Raw genomic sequence first — 22,501 nt, forward strand, 5'->3', positions numbered from 1 at the left:
ACTGATTCCCGAAAGGCTTGACTGATGGCGACCGAGGACAAACTGCGCGAGTACCTCAAGCGTGTGACGGTGGACCTGACCGAGGCCCGCCGTCGGATCGCCGAGGTGGAGGAGAGCCGCCACGAGCCCATCGCCATCATCGGCATGGGGTGCCGGTTCCCCGGCGGGGTCACGTCGCCCGACGGTCTGTGGGATCTGATCGAGTCCAAGGTGGACGCGATCGGCCCCTTCCCGACCGATCGCGGCTGGGACCTGGAAGGGCTCTACGACCCGGACCCGGAGGCGCAGGGCAAGTCCTACACGCGCCACGGCGGCTTCCTCTACGACGCCGGCGACTTCGACGCCGGGTTCTTCGAGATGAGCCCGCGCGGCGCGCTCGCCACCGACCCGCAGCACCGCCTCTTCCTGGAGACCACGTGGGAGGCGTTCGAGCGGGCCGGCATCGACCCGACCTCGGTCCAGGGCAGCCGCACCGGTGTCTTCGCGGGCATCATGTACAACGACTACGCGATGCGCTTCAACGGCGCCGCCCCGGCCGGGCTGGAGGGCGTGCTCCTCGTCTCCAGCGCGCCGAGCGTGCTCTCCGGCCGCGTCTCCTACCTCTTCGGCCTCGAGGGCCCGGCCGTCACGCTCGACACCGCGTGCTCGTCGTCGCTGGTCGCGATGCACCTCGCCGTGCAGGCGCTGCGCAACGGGGAGTGCTCCCTCGCCATCGCCGGTGCCTCGACGCTGCTCGCCACCCCGGACTCCTATGTGGAGTTCTGCCGCCAGCACGCGCTCTCGCCCGACGGCCGCTGCCGGGCCTTCTCCTCGTCGGCCGCCGGTGCCGCCTGGTCCGAGGGGGTCGGCACGCTGCTGCTGGAGCGCCTGTCGGACGCGCAGCGCAACGGCCGCCGCATCCTCGCCGTGATCCGGGGCAGCGCCGTCAACCAGGACGGCCGCAGCAACGGCATGACCGCACCCAACGGCCCCGCGCAGGAGCGGGTGATCCGGCAGGCGCTCGCCGACGCCGGGCTCGACACCCGCGATGTCGACGTGGTCGAGGGCCACGGCACCGGCACCACGCTCGGCGACCCGATCGAGGCGCAGGCCCTGATCGCGACCTACGGCCACAACCGCCTCGCCGACCAGCCGCTCTGGCTCGGCTCGGTGAAGTCCAACATCGGCCACACCCAGGCGACCGCCGGGATCGCCGGTGTCATCAAGATGGTCGAGGGGATGCGGCGGGGCGTGATGCCGCCGACCCTGCACGCCGACGAGCCCACCACACACGTGGACTGGTCCGCCGGCTCCGTACGCCTGCTCAACGAGGCCCGCGAGTGGACCCGCCACGGTCGGCCGCGTCGCTCCGGCATCTCCTCCTTCGGCATCAGCGGCACCAACGCCCACGTGATCCTGGAGGAGGGACCGGAGCCGCTGAGCCCGCTCGTCGACGCGCCGCCCTTCGACCACACCGGGCCGGTGGCCTGGGTCGTCAGCGCCCGCAGCGAGCAGTCGCTGCGGGAGCAGGCTAGCCGCCTGCACGCCTTCGCCACCGCCGACGAGACGGTCCGGCCGGTGGACGTCGCCTACTCCCTCGCCACCAGCCGGGCGCTGTTCAAGCAGCGGGCGATCATCCTCGGCCACGACCGGGAGAGCCTGCTGGCGAACCTCGGCGACTACCTGCGCGACGCGCCGACCGCCGAGGTGGTCGCGGGCAGCGCCCGGGAGAAGTCGAAGGCGGCCTTCCTCTTCACCGGCCAGGGCGGCCAGCGGATCGGGATGGGGCGCGAGCTCTACGCCGCCTTCCCCGTCTTCGCCGCCGCCCTCGACGAGGCCTGCGACGCGATCGACGCCCACCTCGACCGGCCGCTGCGCGAGGTGATGTGGGCCGACCCGGACTCCCCGGACGCGCTGCTGCTCAACGAGACCTGCTACACCCAGCCCGCCCTTTTCGCCTACGAGGTGGCCGCCTTCGCACTGCTGGACTCGATCGGGGTCACCCCGGACCTCGTCGCCGGGCACTCCGTCGGCGAGTTCGCCGCCGCCCACGTCGCCGGGGTCTTCTCCCTCGCCGACGCGGCCCGGCTGATCGTGCTGCGCGGGCGCCTCATGCACTCGCTGGACACCCCCGGCGCGATGGTCGCGATCGAGGCGACCGAGGCGGAGGTGCTGGCGAGCCTCGCCGGGCACGGGCCGCTGGTCGGGATCGCCGCCGTCAACGGGCCGACCAGCATCGTGGTCTCCGGCGACGAGCAGGCCTGCCTCGCGATCGCCGAGCACTGGCGGGAGCTGGGACGGCGTACCCGACGCCTCTCGGTCAGCCACGCCTTCCACTCGCCGCTGATGGAGCCGATGATCGACGAGTTCGCGACCGAGCTCAAGAGCGTCGCCTTCACCGCACCGCGTATTCCGGCCGTCACCAACCTCGTCGGCGCCCACGACGATCTGACCTGGTCCGACGCCGCCTACTGGGTCGAGCAGATCCGGCACGCGGTGATGTTCCGCGACACGATCGCCGAGATCGAGTCGCGCGGGGTCAGCACCTACCTGGAGGTGGGGCCGGACGCCGTGCTCTCCGGCATGGCCGCCCAGTGCGTCTCGGTCCCCGACGCCTCCGTCATCGCCCTGCACCGCCGCCAGCTCGCCGAGCCCGACGGCCTCTTCAGCGGCCTCGCCAAGGCCTGCGTCGCCGGGGTCGCCGTCGACTGGGCGGCGCTGTTCAGCACCGGCACCGGCATCGGCGCCGACCTGCCCGTCTACGCCTTCGACCGGGAGCGCTTCTGGCTGGAGCCGCCGTCGCGGGGTGCCGATGTCACCGCCGTCGGCCTGCGCGGCGTCGACCACCTGATGCTGGGTGCGGCGGTCGAGGTCGGCGACGCCGGCGGGATCGTGCTCACCGGGCGGCTCTCGCTCGCCGATTTCCCGTGGCTCGCCGACCACATGGTCGCGGGCACGATCGTGGTCCCCGGCACCGCCGTCGTCGACATCCTGATCGAGGCGGGTGCCCAGGTCGGGTGCGCCGACATCGAGGAGCTGATGTTCGAGGCGCCGCTGGTCCTGCCCCCCACCGACTCTCTCTTCGTCCAGGTCGTCATCGACGGCGGTGAAGCCGGCACCGCGCGCCCGGTCCGGGTCTTCTCCCGCTCCGGCGACGGCGGCTGGGTCCGCTGCGCCTCCGGCGTTCTCGTCCCGGCCACCGCCACGGTGACCGCCTGCGAGTGGGCCGCCACCTGGCCGCCCACGGGCGGAACCGCGATCGATGTCGCCGACGGATACGGCGCGCTCGCCGACGTGGGCTACGAGTACGGCCCCGCCTTCCGCGGCATCTCCGGCGTCTGGTCCCGGGGCGAGGAGCTCTTCGCCGAGGTGATCGTGCCGGAGGGGCTCGACATCAAGGGCTTCGGCCTGCACCCGGCGGTGCTCGACTCCGCCTTCCACCCGCTGATGCTGACCGCCGCGTCGAGCACCCTGCGGCTGCCCTTCGTCTTCCGGGGCGTACGCCTCGCCGCCTCGGGCGCCTCGGTGCTGCGGGTGCGCCTCACCCAGTCCGGCGACGACGTCACGGTCGAGGCCGCCGACGGATCCGGCGGGCTCGTCTTCGGCATCGACCAGCTCCGGGTGCGTACGGTCTCGGCCGAGTCGCTCAGCGCGGCGAGCACCGAGACCGGCCCGGTCTCCTACTGGCTCGACTGGACGGCCGTCACCGGTGCCCCGGGCGGCGACGCGGCCCGCTGGGCCTCGATCGGCACCCTGGTGCCCGGCCTCGCAGTGTCTGTTGGCGCGCCTGGCGGGGCTCAGTCGCTACGCTCCCTCACTCCTCAGGCCAGCGCGGAGTTCCCGGACCTGGACACCCTGGTGGCAGCCGTCACTGGCGGGCGGCCCGCACCGGACTACGTCGCGGTCTCCACCCTGGAGGGTGGCGGCGATGTCCTGGGCGCGATCCGGACGGTCACCGGGCGGGTGCTGGAGCTGGTGCAGCGCTGGATCGCCGACCCCCGCTTCGCCACCTCGAAGCTCGTCTTCCTCACCCGCGACGCGGCCGGACCCGACGCGAGCGACATCGTCGGCGCCTCGGTCTGGGGCCTCGTCCGAGCTGCTCAGGCCGAGCACCCGGGCAAGTTCGTCCTCGCCGACCTGCCGGCGGGCTTCACCGACTGGAGTGCGCTCGCCGGTGCGATCGCGGCCGACGAACCGCAGCTCGCGGTCCGCGGCGACGCCGTCCTGGCGCCCCGGCTCGCCAAGCGGGACGTACCCGTCGCCGCCGAGGGCGTCCTGGACCCGAACGGCACGGTGCTCGTCACCGGCGGCACCGGCGGGCTCGGCGCGCTCGTCGCCGAACACCTCATCACCACCCACGGGGTACGCCACCTGGTGCTCGCCTCGCGGCGCGGGCCCGCCGGCCCCGGCGCGGCCGAGCTCGTCGCCCGTCTGGGCGAACTCGGCGGCCAGGCCGAGGTGGTCGCCTGCGATGTCGCCGACCGCGCCTCGCTCGCCGCACTCCTCGCCGCCGTCCCGGCCGACCGGCCGCTCGTCGGCGTGGTGCACACGGCCGGCGTGCTCGATGACACCACAGTGGAGGGGCTCTCGCCGCAGCGGTTGGACACGGTCTTCCGACCGAAGATCGACGCCGCCTGGCACCTGCACGAGCTCACCCGCGACCTGCCGCTGACGATGTTCATGCTCTTCTCCTCCATCGCCGGGGTGCTCGGCAACGCCGGTCAGGGCAACTACGCCTCGGCGAACGTCGTCCTCGACGGGCTGGCGGCACTGCGGCGGCAGCAGGGGCTCCCCGCGGTCTCGGTGGCGTGGGGGCTGTGGGACAACGAGACGAGCATGGCCGGTGCCCTTTCCGGCGCCGACATTGCCCGGATGGCGCGGTCCGGGATCGCGCCGCTGCGTACCCAGCAGGGGCTCGAGCTTTTTGATCTTGCTTTGAACGCGCCGGAGCCGCTGCTCGTCGCCGCGAAGTGGGACAACGGCGGGCTGGCCGCCCGCGCGGACGGCGGCGCGCTGCCGCCGGTGCTGCGCGGCCTGGTCCGGGCGCCCCGGCGCGCGGCGGCCGGAGCGGCCACGACGGCGGGCTCCTCGGCGCTCGTCGCGAAGCTTTCGGCGCTGCCCGAGGCGGGCGGCCGGCGGATGCTCGTCGACCTGGTGCGCGGCCACGTCGCCGCGGTGCTGGCCCACCCGAGCGTCGACGCGGTCGACGTGGACAAGGCCTTCAGCGAGCTGGGCTTCGACTCGCTCACGGCGGTCGAGCTGCGCAACCGGCTCGACCAGGAGAGCGGGCTGCGGCTGCCCGCGACGCTCGCCTTCGACCACCCGACGGTGACGGCGCTCGCCGGCCACCTCTACCGCACGCTGGCGCCCGCGCCGCCCTCGGCCGAGGACACCCTGCGGGCGAGCCTGGACCGGGTCGGCCAGCTCCTGCCGGACGGCGACGACGTCACCCGCGACAAGCTCATCGCGATCATGCACAGCACCCTCGCCCGCTGGGGCGCCGGATCGTCGTCGCTCGCCGACGCGGTCGAGGCCGAGGCCGTCGCGGCCAAGGTCGGCTCCGCCTCCGACGAGGAGATCTTCGCCTTCATCGACAGCGAGTTCTGATCCCGGCGACGGAGAGTTTGGAGAGAAGGATTCATGGCGACATCCGATGAGCTCGGCGAGGACCCCAGCGTGGTCACCGCCGGTCTCGAGCCGCAGGTACGCACGGCCCCCGGCCGGCGTACCCGGACCGAGGGACCGCTGGTCTGGGTCCTGTCGGCGCGCTCGGAGGCGGCGCTGCGCGCTCAGGCCGGGCGCCTGCGCGACTACGTGGCGCTCGCCTCCGTCGAGGATCTCGCCGCGGCCGGGCACGAGCTGTCCCGGCTGACCGCCCTCGACCACCGGGCCGCGGTCGTCGCCGACGACCGCGACGGGCTGCTCGCCGGGTTCACCGCGCTCGCCGCCGGCGCCGCGCACCCCGGCGTCACCGAGGGTGTGGCCGGCGGCGACGTACGCCCGGTCTTCGTCTTCCCCGGCCACGGTCCACAGTGGGCGGAGATGGCGGCCGAGCTGCTGGAGACGAACGAGGTCTTCTGGGAGTGGATGTGCCGCTGCGACGGCGCGCTCGCCGAGCACATCGACTGGTCGGTGCTGGACGTGCTGCGCCAGGAGGACGGAGCGCCCGAGCTGCACCGCTCCGACGTCATCCAGCCGGTGCTCTTCGCCGTGATGGTCTGCCTCGCCGCGCTGTGGCGCTCGCTCGGGGTCGAGCCGACCGCCGTCATCGGCCACTCGCACGGCGAGACCGCCGCCGCCTGCGTCGCCGGAGCGCTCTCCCTCGAGGACGGTGCGAAGATCGTCGCCCTGCGCAGCAAGGCGCTGACCCGGCTGCGCGGCACCGGCGGCATGGTCGTCGTCGCGCTCTCGGCGGACCGGGCGCGCGAGCTGATCGCGCCCTGGTCGGACCGGCTCTGGGTCGCCGTCTTCGCCGGTCCCGCCTGCGCCGTCGTCGCCGGTGAGGTGGCGGCGCTCGACGAGTTCGCGGCGGCCTGCGCCGACACGGTCGCGCTGCGCCGCATCCGGATCGACTGCGCGCTGCACACCCCGCACATCGATGCGCTCGACGCCGAGCTGCTCGAGCTCCTGGCCGGGGTCACCCCGCTCGCCACCGAGGTCGTCTTCGCCTCCTCGGTCGCCGGGGCGATCCTGCCGAGCACCGACCTCACCACCGGCTACTGGGTGGAGAACCTGAGCCGGCCGGTGCGCTTCGACGCGGCGGTCACCGCCGTCGCGGGGCTCGGCAACCCCCTCTTCATCGAGGTCAGCCCCCATCCGGTGCTCGGCGACGATGTCCGCGACATCCTGCGCGACGCCGACCTCGCCGGTGCCACCTGCAGCACCCTGCACCGGGAGTCCGGCGACTGGCGCACGGTCGTGGCCGCCGCCGCCCGCGCCCACGTCCTCGGAGCGCGGGTGGACTGGCCGACGGTGCTCGACCAGCCCTCACCGCCCCACACCGGCTTCGACCAGGGCCGCTTCCGGCTCGCCACCGACGGCAGCGCACCGCAGCCTGCCTCGCTCACCGACGAATCCCGCTCTGTTTCCGGAAAGGCTTGATCGATGGCGACCGAGGATAAACTGCGCGAATACCTCAAGCGGGTGACGGTGGACCTCACCGATGCCCGCCGACGGATCGCCGAGGCGGACGAGGCCCGGCACGAGCCCATCGCCATCGTCGGCATGGCCTGCCGCTACCCCGGCGGAGACACGGTCGAGGAGTTCTGGGACCTGCTGCGCGACGGCCGCAGCGGGGTCGTCGAGGTGCCGCCGTCGCGGTGGAACGTCGACGACTACTACAACCCCGACCGGCGCGTCGTCGGCGGCGTCTACACCCGGCACGGCGGCTTCCTCGACGACATCGCGGGCTGGGACGCCGAGTTCTTCGGCATCTCCCCGCAGGAGGCGCTGCGGATGGACCCGCACCAGCGGCTGCTGATGGAGCTCGTCTGGGAGGGCCTGGAGAACGCGGGCACCTCGCCGACGCAGCTCGCGGGCAGCCGCACCGGCGTCATGGTCGGCTACATGGACAGCGTCCAATATGGACGACTGGAGACGGAGCGCTACGGCGACACCGTCACCGCCGACCCCTACTTCGGTCCGGGCGTCTCGGCGAGCGTCGCCGCCGGGCGGCTGGCCTACCAGTTCGACTTCCGCGGACCCACGATGACCCTCGACACGGCGTGCTCGTCGTCGCTGGTCGGCGTACACCTGGCGGCCCAGGCACTGCGGCGCGGGGAGTGCGACCTCGCCGTCGCCGCCGGCACCTTCCTCATCGTGCACCCGGACACCTATGTGCTCGCCTGCGCCACCTCGATGCTCTCCCCGGACGGCCGGTGCAAGACCTTCGACAGCAGCGCCGACGGATACGTGCTCGGCGAGGGCGGCGGCATCGTCGTGCTGGAGCGGCTCTCCTCGGCGCTGCGCAACAACCGGCGCATCCGCGGCGTCCTGCGCGGCTCCGCCGTCAACCAGGACGGGCGCAGCAACGGGCTCACCGCACCGAGCCGCAGCGCCCAGGTCGAGGTGATCCGCCAGGCGCTCATCGCCGCGAAGGTCGAGCCCGACGACGTCGACTTCGTCGAGGCGCACGGCTCCGGCACCCACCTCGGCGACGCGATCGAGCTCTCCGCGCTGCACGACGTGTTCGGCGGCCGCTCGCCGCAGCGCCCCCTGCACGTCGGCGCCGTCAAGACCAACATCGGCCACACCCAGTCGGCGGCCGGAGTCGCCGGGCTGATCAAGACCGTGCTCAGCCTGGAGAACGGCCTGCTCCCGTCGAACCTGCACCTCAACGACCTCGCCGGGGCGGTGCCCCCGGACGGCACCATCAGACCCGCCGGGGCAGCCGTCCCGTTCGTCGCCGACGGCCGCCGGACCATCGCCGGGGTCAGCTCGTTCGGGTGGTCGGGGACGAACACCCACCTCGTCGTCGAGGCGCCGCCCGTACCCGCTCCGACGGAGTCTGATGTGGACGGCCCGCACACCCTGACCGTCTCCGGCGCGAGCCCGGCAGCACTGCGGTCGCAGCTCGAGCGCCTCTCCGGCTGGCTCGCCGCGCACCCGGAGCTGGCGCTCACCGATGTCGCGCACACGCTCAGCGTCGGCCGCGCCGGGCACGACCACCGGCGCGCGGTCGCCGTCACCGATCGCGGCGACGCGATCCGCCGCCTCGCCGACGCGGCGGCGAGCGCCGGGGTCCACCGCGCGAAGGGCCGGCCGCGGGTCGCCTTCCTGCTCCCCGGCATCGGCGACGAGTACGCCGGCCTCGGCCGGGAGCTCTACGCCACCGAGCCCGTCTACGCCGCCGCGGTCGACCGCTGCGTCGAGATCGTCGAGCAGCGCTGCGGCGTGGACCTGCGCCCGGCGTTCGCCGCCGCCGCCGTTTCCGCCACCGACTTCGCCTCCCTCATCGGCCGGGGCGCCACGGCACCGGCGGACGACCCGCTGCACCAGGCGGAGCTCGCCCACCCGTTCCAGTTCACCGTCGAATACGCCCTCGCCACGCTGCTTGCCCACTGGGGCGTCACGCCCGACGTGGTCGTCGGCTACAGCCTGGGGGAGTATGTCGGCGCCTGCCTCGCCGGGGTCTTCACGCTCGCGGACGCCCTCTACGTCGTCGTCGAGCGAGCCCGGCTGATCAGCGCCGCACCGGCGGGCCGGATGGTCGCGGTCGCCGCCGACGAGCAGACCGTCCGCGCGGCGATCACCGCCAGCGGCGCCGAGGTCGACATCGCGGCGCTCAACGGCCCGTCGATGACGGTCCTGAGCGGCATCGCCGGTGAGATCACCGCGATCACCGCCCGGCTCACCGAGTCCGGGATCGCCTGCCAGCCGCTGCGTACCGCGCACGCCTTCCACTCGTCGCTGCTGGAGCCCGCTCGCGGCAAGCTCGCCGCGCTCATCGACTCCGTGCCGCGTTCGGCGCCGGCCATCGACATCGTCTCCAACCGCACCGGGGCGACCCTCACCGCGGCGCAGGCGACGAGCTCGGACTACTGGGCGGAGCACCTGGTGAGCGCGGTCCGGTTCGCCGACGGCGTCCGGCACTGCGCCGAGCAGGGCATCAACGTCTTCGTCGAGCTCGGCGCCGGGCAGACGCTCGGCGGCCTTGCCCGGCAGAACCTCACCGGCCCGGCGAGCGGCGCGATCCTCGGCACCCTGCCGCCGATGTGGAGCGCGGGGGAGCGCCCCGACGCCCGGCACGAGCTGCTCTCGACCTGCGGGCGGCTCTGGGAGCTCGGCGTCGATGTCGACTGGTCGGCGACGCGCGGCGGTCGTGGCCGCACGGTCACGCTGCCGGGCTACGCCTTCCAGCGGACCCGCTTCTGGCCGGAGCCGGGCGAGGCCGCCGCTCGTCCCGCCGCCGCGGCCCGGCACGGCGAACCCGCCGACATCTGCTACACCCCCGCCTGGCGGCACGCCGTCACCGGCGCCCTGCCCACGGCACTCGCCCTGCCGGGACCGCTGGTGGTCTTCGCCGACCGCGACGGCGTCGGCACGGCCCTCGCCGATCTCGCCGCCGCGAGCGGTGTGTCCGTCGTGGAGGTCGTCGCGGGTGCCGAGCTGCGCCGCGACGGCCGCCGCCTCACCATCGACCCGACCGTGCCCGAGCACTACCGCGAGGCCTTCGCCGGCCTCGACGGGCGGGGCACGGTGCACGTGGCGCACCTGTGGAGCCTGCTCACGACGGCTCAGGACGGGACCTTCGCCGGCGATGCGGAGCTGCGCGGCTCGATCCGGGACGGGGTCGGCAGCCTGCTGCTGGCGATCCAGGCGCTCGGTGACCTGCCCGGCCGCCCGGACGTGCGACTGCTGACCGTCAGCGCGGGCGCCGGCGAGATCCTCGGCGCGGACATCCCGGCCCCCCACCGGGCGGGCGTGCACGGGCTGTCCCGGGTGGCGCAGCACGAGTACCCGGGACTGACCTGGACCGGCGTCGACCTCGACCCGGCCGTCATCGGCGTCGCGACGGACCGGCCCGCCGACCTCGCCACCGCTGCCGGGCAGCGTGCCGGGACGCCGTCCGCCGGGTCCACCACGCCGCTCGTTCCGGCCGCTGTGCCGCGTGCCGGGATCGCCGCGGCCGCCGCTCAGCTCGCCTATGAGCTGGTCGGAGCACCGGTCGAGGCTCACGGCGCGGTCGCCGGCTGGCGGCGCGGACGGCGCTGGATCCAGGACTGGGCGATCGTCTCCACATCGGACGAACCGACGCCGACGTGGCGCGCCGACGGCGTCTACCTCATCACCGGCGGCACCCGCGGCCTGGGCCTGGGCCTCGCCCGGCACCTGGTCCGCGCCGGGGTGAAGCGGCTCGCGCTCGTCAGCCGTACCCCTCTGCTCGATCCCGCCCGCGACGGCGACCCCCGCGTGGTCCAGAGCCGCCGTGACGTGGCCGAGCTGGAGGCCGCGGGCGTCGAGGTGCTGCTGCTCACCGCCGATGTCGGCGTGGGCGACCAGCTCCGCGCGGCGCTGCGGCGCTGCCGGGAGCACTTCGGCGCGCTGCACGGCGTCGTGCACGTCGCCGGCCTGCCCGCGAGCGGCATGGTGGCCCGGGGCACCCTCGGGACCACCGAGACCGTTCTCGCGCCGAAGGTGCTCGCGATGGGCCCGCTCGCCGAGCTGGTCGGCCCCGGCACCCCGGCGCAGGAGCGGCCGGAGCTGCTGGTGCTCTACTCGTCGGCGATCACCGCCTTCGGCGGCATCGGCGAGGGTGACTACTGCGCGGCCAACTCCGTGCTCGACGCCTACGGCGCCGCGCTCTCGGCGACCGCGCCCTCGACCCGGGTCGTCACCGTCGCGTGGGGACCGTGGCTGCACGACGACTGGCAGGTCAACGCGGCCGGTGGCAGCGGTGGCGGCCTCGCCGAGCGGGCCGGTGACTACCGCAGGCGGTTCGGCTTCGCCGACGAGGCCGGGTGCGCCCTGCTCGACCGGGTGGTGGCGAGCGGGCACGGCAGCGTGGTCGCGGTACGCCAGCCGATGAGCGAGGCCCTGCGCGAATGGTCCGCCATGATCGACATCGACGCGCTCGTCGGCGCGAGCAGCCCGCTGCCCAGCGGCGAGCGCTTCCCCCGCCCGCAGCTGCGCACCGAGTTCGTGGCGCCGCGCTCCGACCTGGAGACCCTGATCGCCGGTGTCTGGCAGGCCTATCTCGGCATCGACCGGGTCGGCGTCCACGACCCCTTCTTCGACCTCGGCGGCAACTCCCTGGTCGGCATGGCCATGGTCCACGCCGTGGAGAAGGAGCTCGACACCCCCATCGCCCCGGCGGTGCTCTTCGAACACCCGACCGTCGCCGAGTTCGCGGCCGCGCTCAAGCGCGCCGAGACCGGTGAGGACAACACCCAACACCTGCTCGCCATCAGCTCGGACCGGGGTCAGCGGCGCCGCCGCGCCGCCCGTCCCGGCAACCGGAAATGAGGACCGACGTGAGTGACCAGACCGAGAGCGATTTCACCGGGACCAGCATCGCCATCGTCGGCATGTCGGGTCGCTTCCCCGGTGCGGCGGACGTCGCCGAGCTGTGGGCCAACATCCGCGCCGGGATCTCCGGCATCACCCGCTTCACCGACGAGGAGCTGCGGGCGGCCGGCGTACCGGACGAGCTGATCGCCGACCCGGCCTACGTCAAGGCCAACCCGGTGATCGAGGGCATCGACCTCTTCGACGCGGGCTTCTTCGGCGTGGGGCCGAAGGAGGCGCAGATCCTCGACCCGCAGCAGCGGCTCTACCTGGAGCACAACTGGCAGGCGCTGGAGGACGCGGGCTGCGACCCGACCCGCTTCGACGGCACGATCGGCGTCTTCGGCGGCAGCGCGTGGAGCTCCTACCTGCAGAACAACCTCGCCCCCAGCGGGATCGCCTCGGTCATGGGCGACCTCGCGGTCGGCCTCGCCAACGACAAGGACTCGCTCACCACCCGGGTCGCGCACACCCTCGGCCTGACCGGGCCGAGCTACAGCGTGCAGAGCTACTGCTCCACCTCGCTCGTCGCAGTCTGCGCGGCGGCGACGAGCCTCGCCAACTTCGAGTGCGACATGGCGCTCGCCGGCGGTGTCAACGTGGCGGTGCCGCACAACGTCGGCTACCTCTACCAGCAGGGCGGGATCGCGCCGCCGGACGCCGAGTGCCGGGCGTTCGACGCCGCCGGTCTCGGCAGCCCGGTCGGCAGCGGCGTCGGCGTCGTCGCGCTGCGCCGGCTGGAGGACGCGATCGCCGACGGGGACCGCGTCTACGCCGTCATCCGCGGCTGGGCGATCAACAACGACGGCGGCCGGAAGGTCGGCTTCACCGCGCCCGGCGTCCAGGGGCAGGCGGCGGTCATCGCCGAGGCCCAGTCGAGCGCGGACCTCAGCGCCGCCGACATCGACTATGTCGAGGCGCACGGCACCGGCACGGCACTCGGCGACGCCGCCGAACTCGCCGCCCTGCAGCAGGTCTTCCACGGTGAGGAGTGCCTGATCGGGTCGATCAAGACCAACGTCGGGCACCTCGATCGCGCCGCCGGTGTGACGAGCCTGATCAAGACCGCGCTCGCGCTGCGCAACGAGGAGATCCCGCCGACGCGCAACCTCGCCGACCCCAACCACCAGCTGCGTACGGGTGAGGCGCGCCTCGAGGTCGTGACGAGCCTGCGGGAGTGGCCGCGCAACCCGGACCGGATCCGGCGGGCCGGGGTCAGCTCCTTCGGCATCGGCGGCACCAACGCCCACGTCGTGCTGGAGGAGGCGCCGCTGCCCACCCGGGCCGACCTCGCGCCCCGTCCGGAGCTGCTCGTCTGGTCGGCGCGCACCGCCGCCGCAGCCGACGAGATGACCGGCCGCCTCGCCGACCACCTCGACGTCGTCGACGAGCGGATCGGCGACGTCGCGCACACCCTCCAGAGTGGACGACGCCTCTTCGAGCACCGCCGCGTCGTCGTCGCCGCCACCGCGGCCGAGGCGGCGGCCGGGATCCGCGGCGCGAAGGTGCTGGCACAGGCCGACGGGCGGACCGACCGCCAGGTCGCGTTCCTGCTCGCGGGCACCGGCGAGCAGTACCCGGGCATGGCCGCCGACCTCCACGAGACCGAGCCGGTCTTCCGGGCCGCGCTCCAGGAGTGCCGCGCGATCCTGACCGAGCGCCTCGGCGGCATCGACCCGCTGGCGGAGATGCTGAGCCCGCGCAGCGCCGGTGACGCGGACGGCTCGGGCCTGAGCTGGCTGCTGGGCCGGGCCACCCCCGCCGCCGCCAACACCGGCGACGCCACCGACCGGCTCCAGCCCGCGACCTTCGCCGTCGAGTACGCCCTGGCGCAGCTCCTGCTCTCCTGGGGCATCCGGCCGAGCCTGATGGCCGGTTACAGCCTCGGCGAATACGTGGCCGCCTGCCTCGCCGGGGTGCTGACCCTCGACGACGCCCTCGCCCTGGTCGCCTTCCGGGCGCAGCTCATCAACGAGCTGCCCGCCGGTGCCATGGCGGCGGTGCCGCTCGCCGAAGCGGAGCTGCGCTCGCGGATCGAGCGGGCCCAGCTCACCGGCGTCGACATCGCCGCGGTCAACGGACCGGAGCTGACCATCGTCTCCGGCGAGCCCGACGAGCTGGCCCGGCTGCGGGCGCTGCTCGAGGCCGACGCCGTGCCGTGCCGCCCGCTCGCCACGACGCACGCCTTCCACTCCCGGATGCTGGAGCCGATCCGGACACGGCTGACGGAGTGGGTGGCGGCGAACATCCGGCCGTCGGCGCCGCAGATCCCCTACGTCTCCAACGTGACCGGGACGCTCGCGACCGCGGAGCAGGTGACGGACCCGGGGTACTGGGCCGAGCACATGTGCGCCGCGGTGCGCTTCGACGCCTCCCTCGCCACCGTCATCGCGCAGGGCGACCTCGCGCTGCTGGAGATCGGTCCGGGGCAGTCGCTCGGCGCGATGGCCCGCGGGCGCCGGGACTACCCCCAGGACCGCTGGCGCCTCGTCGTCCCCACGCTGCCCGCCGCCGCCGACCCCCGCCCGGCGAGCGCCGCGCTCGCCGAGGCCGTGGGCCGGTTGTGGCTGGCCGGCGTACCCATCGACTGGGCGGGCTACCAGCAGGACCGGCCCGTCGCCAAGGTCGGCCTGCCCGGCTACGCCTTCCAGCGCGAGCGCTACTGGATCGACGCCCCCGCCGGGGGTGCCCGTCCGGCGGCCCGCCAGGTCGCGCCACAGCAGCAGCAGTTCGTCGCGGTCTCCCGCGACGAGCACGTCGCCCTGCTGAGTCCGCAGTGGACGGTCGCCGCCATCGCCGGGGCCGCACTGCCGGTGGACCGGTGCGTGCTGGTCACGAGCGGTCCCGACCCCCTCGCGGCGGCACTCGCCGACGCGCTGCGGGCCGGTGGGGCCGAGGTCGCCGCCGTCGCCGACGACGCGGACCGGGCCACCCTCACCGCACGGCTACAGGCGCAGGCGCCGACCCTCGTCGTCGACCTGCGGGCGCTGGCGCAGGCCGGTGCCGGCGGATCGGAGGCGGTGCTGCCGCTCGCCGGTCTCGTCGACGCCCTCGGCAGCGACGCCGCCACCGATGTGCGGCTCGTCGTCGCCACCCGGGGCGGCCAGGCCGTCCTCGACGGCGAGCGCCCGGTGCCCGGCCACGCCGCGGTGGGCGCCATGCCGGTCGTCGTCAACCAGGAGTACCTCAACATCGAGAGCCGGACCGTCGACCTCGACCCGGCCGCCGACACCGCCGCGATCGTCACCGCGCTCGCCGCCGAGCTCGGGCACACCGCGCAGGACGTGATCGCCGCCTACCGCAACGGTTCCCGCTACGTCCGGGACTTCGCGGCGGCAGCGGCGGACGGTACCGGCGTGTCGGTCCGTAGGGGCGGCACCTACCTCATCACCGGCGGCCTCGGCGACGTCGGCCTGCTCGTCGGCGAGCACCTGGTCCGGGCCGGTGCGGCGCGGATCGTCCTGACCAGCCGGGCCGGTCTCACCGGGCAGCCGGGCGACCGGCGCTTCGACGCGGTGACCGGGCTGCGGGCCCTCGGCGCCGAGGTCCTCACCCCGGCCGTCGACGTCACCGACCTCGACCAGATGCGAGCCCTCGTCACCGGTCTGGACCGGCTCGACGGCGTGGTCCACGCCGCCGCGCAGACGGGGCCGGAGACCTTCCGCCCGCTGCGCGACCTCGACACCGACACCGTCGACCGGCACTTCGGCGCCAAGGTGACCGGCGCGCGGGTCCTCGCGGACCTCATCGCCGAGCTGCCCGCCGAGTCGGCTCCCGCCTTCGCCCTGCTCTTCTCCTCGACCTCGTCGATCCTCGGCGGCCTGGCGTTCGGCAGCTACACCGCCGCCAACGCCGCGCTCACCGCGATCGGCCAGCAGCACCGCAACACCGCGACCCGGTGGATCGCGGCGAGCTGGGACACCTGGGCCGCCACCCTGGAGAAGCTCGAGGGCGGGATGGGCGCGAGCATGCTCGCCCACTCGATGAGCAAGGAAGAGGCGCTCGCCGCCTTCGACCGGCTGCTCGCCGTGGGCCTCCCCAGCCTCGTCGTCGCGGCGGCGGGCCTCACCGACCGGTTGCCGCGCCTCAACGCCGAGCCGGACGCCCCGGTGGCGAGCGGTTCCCGCTTCCCCCGGCCGGACCTGCCGCAGCCCTACAGCCCGCCGCTGACCGCGACCGAGCGCGCGCTCGCCGAGGTGTGGTCGGAGGTGCTCGGCGTCGAGCCGGTCGGCACCCGGGACAACTTCTTCGACCTCAGCGGCAACTCGCTGCTGGGCCTGCAGATGCTGGCGCTGGTGAAGAAGCGCTTCGGCGTCGCGATCCCGTCGGTGACCCTCTTCGAGGCACCCACCGTCACCGCGCTCGCGGCGATCCTCGACCAGCAGGGTGCGGTGATCCCGGCCCAGGCCGGCGCGCCGGTGGTCGTGGCCGCCGCAGCTCGCAAGCCCGCCACCGTCGCGCTGCGCTCGCAGCGCCTCGACACCGGCGTGGACGTCGACCGGCGCATCGCGGTGGTCGGCATGGCCGGCCGCTTCCCGGGTGCCTCGGACGTCTCGGCCTTCTGGCAGAACCTGCGCGACGGCGTCGAGTCGATCAGCTTCTTCTCCGAGGAGGAGCTGCTCGCCTCCGGTGTCTCGCCGGAGCTGATCCGCGATCCGTCCTATGTGCCCGCCCGGCCCGTCCTCGACGACGTGGCGGGCTTCGACCCCGCCTTCTTCGGCATCAGCCCGCGGATGGCGGCGCTGACCGACCCGCAGCAGCGGATGTTCCTCGAGGTGTGCTGGGAGGCGCTGGAGCAGTCCGGCTACGCCGCCGCCGAGCACCGGGGCCGGGTCGGCGTCTACGGCGGGTCCAACATCAGCACCTACCTGCTGCAGATGCCCGAGGAGACGATCACCAACGGCGACGTCAGCACCTACGAGATCATCATGGGCAACGACAAGGACGCCCTGACCACCACGGTCTCCTACCTCTTCGACCTCTACGGGCCCAGCGTCGCCGTGCAGACCTTCTGCTCGACCTCGCTGGTCGCCACCCACCTCGCGATGCAGAGCCTGCGCAACGGGGAGTGCGAGCTGGCGATCGCGGGCGGTGTCTCGATCCGGGTGCCGGAGAAGGTGGGCCACGTCTTCGGCCCCGGCGGCATGGAGTCGCCCGACGGCCACGTGCGCACCTTCGACGCCCAGGCCAAGGGCAGCATGTTCGGCGACGGCGCGGCGGTCGTGGTGCTCAAGCGCCTCTCCGACGCGCTGCGCGACGGCGACCACATCTGGTCGGTGATCCGGGGCTCGGCGATCAACAACGACGGCGCCCTCAAGGTCGGCTACACCGCGCCGAGCGTGGTCGGGCAGGCCCGGGTGATCTCCGACGCGCTCGCCGACGCGGGCGTCACCGGCGAGGACATCAGCTACATCGAGGCGCACGGCACCGCCACCGAGCTCGGCGACCCGATCGAGCTCGCGGCCCTGACCAGGGCGTTCGGCCCGACCGAGGAGAACCAGTACTGCCCGATCGGCTCCGTGAAGACCAACATCGGGCACCTCGACCGCGCCGCCGGCGTCACCGGCCTGATCAAGACCTCGCTGGCGCTGCGGGACCAGGTGATCCCGGCGAGCCTGCACTACACGAGCCCGAACCCCGACATCGACTTCGAGAACAGCCCCTTCTACGTCAACACCGAGCTGACGCCGTGGCGGGCCCGGGACGGCCGGACGCCGATGGCCGGCATCAACTCGCTCGGCATGGGCGGCACCAACGTGCACGTCGTCGTCGAGCAGGCACCCACCCGCGAGTTCGGCGACGCGGGCGACGAGCCCACCCGCCGCTTCCAGGTGGTGCCGGTCTCGGCGCGCAACGCCACCGCCGCCGACCAGGCCGTCACCCGGCTCGCCGACCACCTGAAGGGAGCACCCGGCATCCGGCTGATCGACCTCGCCTACACGCTCCAGGTCGGTCGCAAGACCTTCGAGCACCGCCGGGTCCTCACCACCGACAGCACGGCGGACGCCGCGGCGGTCCTCGGCGGCGAGACCCCGGGACGGCTGCTCACCCGCATCGACACGGTCAAGGGCCGCCAGGTGGCGTTCCTGCTCACCGGGGTCGGCGAGCAGTACCCGGGGATGGCCGGCGAACTCTACCGGCGCGAACCCGTCTTCCGGGCCGCGCTCGACGAGTGCCTCGCCGCCCTGAGCCCGCTGCTGCCCGAGGTCGACCTGCTCGACCTGCTGACGGGGGAGCGCGGCGCCGGGGCGGATCTCGCCTCGCTGCTGGGTCGCGGCACCGCCGCGGCCGACCCGCGGGTGGCGCTGCTGGAACGGACCGAGGTGGTCCAGCCGGCCCTCTTCGCCATCGAGTACGCCCTGGCCAGCACCCTGATCACCTGGGGCGTCCAGCCGCGGGTCCTGCTCGGCTACAGCCTCGGCGAATACGTCGCGGCCTGCCTCGCCGGGGTGCTCTCGCTGCCCGACGCGCTCCGCCTCGTCGCCCACCGGGCGAAGCTGATCGAGGCGGTCGACCCGGGCGCCATGGTCGCCGTGCCGCTCTCGCCGGAGGAGCTGACCGCGAAGTTCAAGCTCGCCAAGCTCGGCGTGGACATCGCGGCGGTCAACGGGCCGAAGGTCACCGTCGTGGCCGGGCCGATCCCGGCGATCGAGGCCTTCGTCGCCGCGCTGCGCAAGGCCGAGATCGCGAGCCGTCCACTGCAGACGACGCACGCCTTCCACAGCCGGATGCTGGCCCAGGTCGGCCCGGAGCTGACCGAGTGGGTCCGCGCCAACATCACCCTCCACGAGCCGGAGCTGCCCTACATCTCCAACGTCACCGGCGGCTACGCCGACGCGGACCTGGTGTGCGATCCCGGTTACTGGGCCGCGCACATGGCGGGCACGGTGCAGTTCGCCACCGGCATCGAGACCCTGCTCGGCGATCCGCAGCTGGCGATCGTCGAGATCGGACCCGGGCAGTCGCTCGGCGCGCTGATCCGCAGCGCCGGTGCCCCGCCGCAGCGGTGGCCGATGATCCTGTCGACCCTTCCCGCCGCGAGCGACAGCCGCCCCGACGACGCGGTCGTCACCGACTGCCTGGCCCGGCTCTGGCTGCTCGGCGTCGAGCCGGACTGGCTGACCTACCACGACCGGCACGACGGCGCGCAGGTCGGCGACCCGGCCGCGCTGCCGGGCCGGATCCCGCTGCCCACCTACCCCTTCCAGCGGCAGAAGTTCTGGATCGAGGGCACCCGCGCCTCGAAGAGCGCCACGGCGGGCCACTCCGTCGCAGCGGTCGAGGGCGACGGGCCGAGCCTCGCCACCCTCGACGCGATCGAGGGGCTCGCCAAGCTGCCCGAGGACCAGTGGCACTACCTGCCCGTCTGGCGCCAGACCGCGGCACCCGCGCCCGCCGCCGCGCAGCCGGCCTCGTGGCTGGTCTACACCCGCGACGGCGTCGCGGACGAGGTGGTCACGGCACTGGCCAAGGTCACGACCGCAAACATCCGACTGGTACGCCCGGGCGAGGGCTACGCCACCGGGCCGGACGGGTACACGATCCTCCCCGGCAGCGTGGATGACACCCTGGCCCTCCTGCGTGATCTGCGCAAGAGCGGACAGCCGCTGGAGCGGGTGCTGCACCTGTGGTCCCTGGGCCCGGCGCTCGGCGAGACGATCGTCGCCGACGGCATGCACACGCTGGTCGCCCTGGCCCGCGCCGCCGGTGAACTCGGCATGGACAGCTGGTCCCTGGACGCGGCGGTCTCCGGCACCCAGCAGGTGCTCGCCGGTGACGTGGCCAACCCCTACGCCGCGACGGTGACCGGCCCGTGCCGGGTCATCCCGCTGGAGTACCCGACGATCGCCACCCGCCTGATCGACCTCGACGCCGACCCCGGTGCCACGGCGGTCGCGGCTCTCGTCACCGAGCTCCAGCGCCCGCTCGCCGATCCGGTGGTGGCGCTGCGGCACGGGCGCCGCTGGCTGCCGGGCTACGACCCGATGCCGACCATCACCGGAGACGACCGGGCGGTGCTCCGCGAGGGCGGCGTCTACCTCATCACCGGCGGCCTCGGCGGCATCGCCCTGGGCATGGCCGAGCAGCTCGCGACGGACTGCCGGGCGAAGCTCGTCCTGCTGGCCCGCAGCGGCCTGCCGGCCCGCGCCGAATGGCCGGGCATCCTCGCCGCCGAGCCCGCCGAAGGGAACAGCGACAAGGGAATCCGGGCACGGATCGCCCGGGTCGTCGACCTGGAGCAGCTCGGTGCCGAGGTGGAGATCGTCGTCGGCGACGTGAGCAGCCCCGACGACGTACGCCGAGCGGTCGACATCGCCCGGGAGCGCTTCGGGGCGCTGCACGGTGTGCTGCACGTGGCCGGCGTACCCGGCATGGGGTTGATGCAGTTCAAGCGGCCCGAGGAGCTCGACCTGGTGCTCGCGCCGAAGGTCGGCGGGACCCTGGCGATCGCGGACGCCCTGCGCATCGGCAAGCCCGACGAGGTGGAGCTGGACTTCCTGGTGCTCTTCTCGTCGATCACCTCGACGACCGGCGGCGGCCCCGGCCAGGTCGACTACTGCGCCGCCAACGCCTTCCTCGACAGCTACGCCTACCAGCTCGCCGACACCGGGCGCCGGGTGCTCTCGGTCAACTGGGGCGAGTGGACCTGGAACGCCTGGACCGACGGCCTGGCCGGCTATGCCGACTCGCTGCAGGAGTTCTTCCAGGCCAACCGGGCCCGGATCGGCATCGGCTTCGCCGACGGCTGGCGGTCGCTGCTGCGGGCGCTCGCGACCGGCGAGCCCCGGCTGGTCGTCTCCACACAGGACTTCGCGTCGATGATCAAGTTCAGTGCCTACTTCACCGTCGACGCGGTGACCTCGCAGGCCCTGGCACCGGGCGGCGGCGTCCGCCACCCCCGGCCGGAGCTGGTGACGTCCTATCAGGAGCCGTCGACCGATGTCGAGGAGGCGATCGCCGCGATCTGGTGCGAGTCGCTCTGCCTGGAGCGCGTCGGCGTGCAGGACAACTTCTTCGAGCTGGGCGGCAACTCCCTGCTCGGCGTGAACATCGTGGCGGCGATCCGGACGGCGTTCGACCTGGTCGAGCTGCCGCCGCACATCCTCTACGAGGCCCCGACCGTCGCGACCCTCGGCCTGGTGGTCGAGAAGGCGGCGTCGGGCGAGACCACGGGCTCCGCCACCGCGGAGAACGACGACAACGGCAGCCATGTCCGCGCGCAGCTGCGCCGGTCCGGGCTGGAGACGTCGGCCGGCCGCAGGCGCGGCCGGTAACTCCCACCGGGCGGGCCGGAGCCCCGGCCCGCCCACCCCTAAGGAACTCAACGGAAACGGAGTGATCATGAGTGTGATCGGCGTTATCGGCGCTGGCGTCATGGGAGTCGGCGTCGCCCAGAACCTCGCCTCCACCGGCCACGAGGTGGTCCTCGTCGACAAGGACGAGAAGATCCTCGCGGACGCGTTGGCGACCATCCGGCACAACTGCCGGCTCAGCCGCCTGATGGGCGGCCCCGCGCTCGACGCCGACGCCGTGCTGGCGAAGATCAGCACCGGTGTCGGTGCGGACGCGGTCGCGAAGGCCGACATCATCATCGAGAACGTCACCGAGAACTGGGACATCAAGCGCGAGGTCTACCAGGCGCTCGACGCCGCCTGCGGCCCCGACACCGTCTTCATCGTCAACACCTCGGCGATCCCGATCACCAAGGTCGCCTCGGTGACGAAGCGGCCCACCCAGGTGATCGGCGTGCACTTCATGAACCCGGTCCCGGCCAAGCCGACGGTGGAGCTGATCCCCGGCTTCCACACGACGCCGGAGACGATCCTGCGGACCAAGTCGCTGCTGACCGCGATGGGCAAGAACGCCGTGATGGTGAAGGACGCCTGCGGCTTCATCTCCAACCGGGTGCTGATGCTCACCGTCAACGAGGCGGCCTACCTGGTGCACGAGGGCGTCGCCGACGCGGCCTCCGTCGACGAGGTCTTCCGCAGCTGCTTCGGGCACCCGATGGGCCCGCTGGAGACCGCCGACCTGATCGGCGTCGACACCATCCTCTACAGCGTGGAGGTGCTGTACGAGCACTACTCCGACAGCAAGTACCGGCCGTGCCCCCTGCTCAAGCAGATGACCGACGCGGGGCTGCACGGCCGCAAGTCCGGCCGTGGCTTCTACGACTACGCCGGTTCCAATCGCGCTACCGCGGCCATCCCGGCCCAGCGGAGCGTCAGCCAGTCCGTCAACCACTGAGGAGAGTCCCAGATGTCAGAGATCGCGAAAGACCAGGTCCTTGCCTTCATCCGCGGGCGCTACCCGCAGGCGGAGATCTCGGATTCGGAGGACATCTTCCAGCTCGGCTTCATCAACTCGCTGTTCGCGATGGAGCTGGTGATGTTCATCGAGAAGACGTTCGCCGTGACCATTCCCAACGACGAGCTGCGGATCGACAACTTCCGCACCGCGAAGTCGATGGCCGAGCTGGTGGATCGCCTGTCGCCGGTGCCGGTCGAGGTGTGAC

6 protein-coding genes are annotated in these 22,501 nt (G+C 73.5%); all 6 read left to right on the forward strand.

The genetic code is table 11. From position 1 onward, the window contains the following. Nucleotides 1-21 precede the first annotated feature (21 nt). A complete protein-coding gene (locus F4553_RS34120; RefSeq protein WP_221470864.1) occupies nt 22-5,586 on the forward strand; it encodes a type I polyketide synthase in 5,565 nt (1,854 codons plus the stop codon). A gap of 33 nt (nt 5,587-5,619) precedes the next feature. After that, the gene (locus tag F4553_RS34125) at nt 5,620-7,080 is read left to right on the forward strand and encodes an acyltransferase domain-containing protein (protein ID WP_184844761.1); all 1,461 of its coding nucleotides are present in this window, start codon (nt 5,620-5,622) and stop codon (nt 7,078-7,080) included. Nucleotides 7,081-7,083: 3 nt separating this feature from the next. Beyond that, nucleotides 7,084-11,943, forward strand: coding sequence for a type I polyketide synthase (locus tag F4553_RS34130; RefSeq protein WP_184844764.1), 4,860 nt, complete (start codon nt 7,084-7,086; stop codon nt 11,941-11,943). A gap of 8 nt (nt 11,944-11,951) precedes the next feature. After that, nucleotides 11,952-21,260 (forward strand): type I polyketide synthase, encoded by a 9,309-nt coding sequence (locus tag F4553_RS34135; RefSeq protein WP_184844767.1) that lies wholly within the window; start codon nt 11,952-11,954, stop codon nt 21,258-21,260. A gap of 67 nt (nt 21,261-21,327) precedes the next feature. Then, the gene (locus tag F4553_RS34140) at nt 21,328-22,233 is read left to right on the forward strand and encodes a 3-hydroxyacyl-CoA dehydrogenase family protein (RefSeq protein ID WP_184844771.1); all 906 of its coding nucleotides are present in this window, start codon (nt 21,328-21,330) and stop codon (nt 22,231-22,233) included. 12 nt (nt 22,234-22,245) lie between these two features. Continuing rightward, nucleotides 22,246-22,500 (forward strand): acyl carrier protein, encoded by a 255-nt coding sequence (locus tag F4553_RS34145; RefSeq protein WP_184844774.1) that lies wholly within the window; start codon nt 22,246-22,248, stop codon nt 22,498-22,500. The last annotated feature ends 1 nt before the right edge of the window (nt 22,501 follow it).

It is taken from the genome of Allocatelliglobosispora scoriae (genome assembly GCF_014204945.1).
GTDB lineage: Bacteria > Actinomycetota > Actinomycetes > Mycobacteriales > Micromonosporaceae > Allocatelliglobosispora > Allocatelliglobosispora scoriae.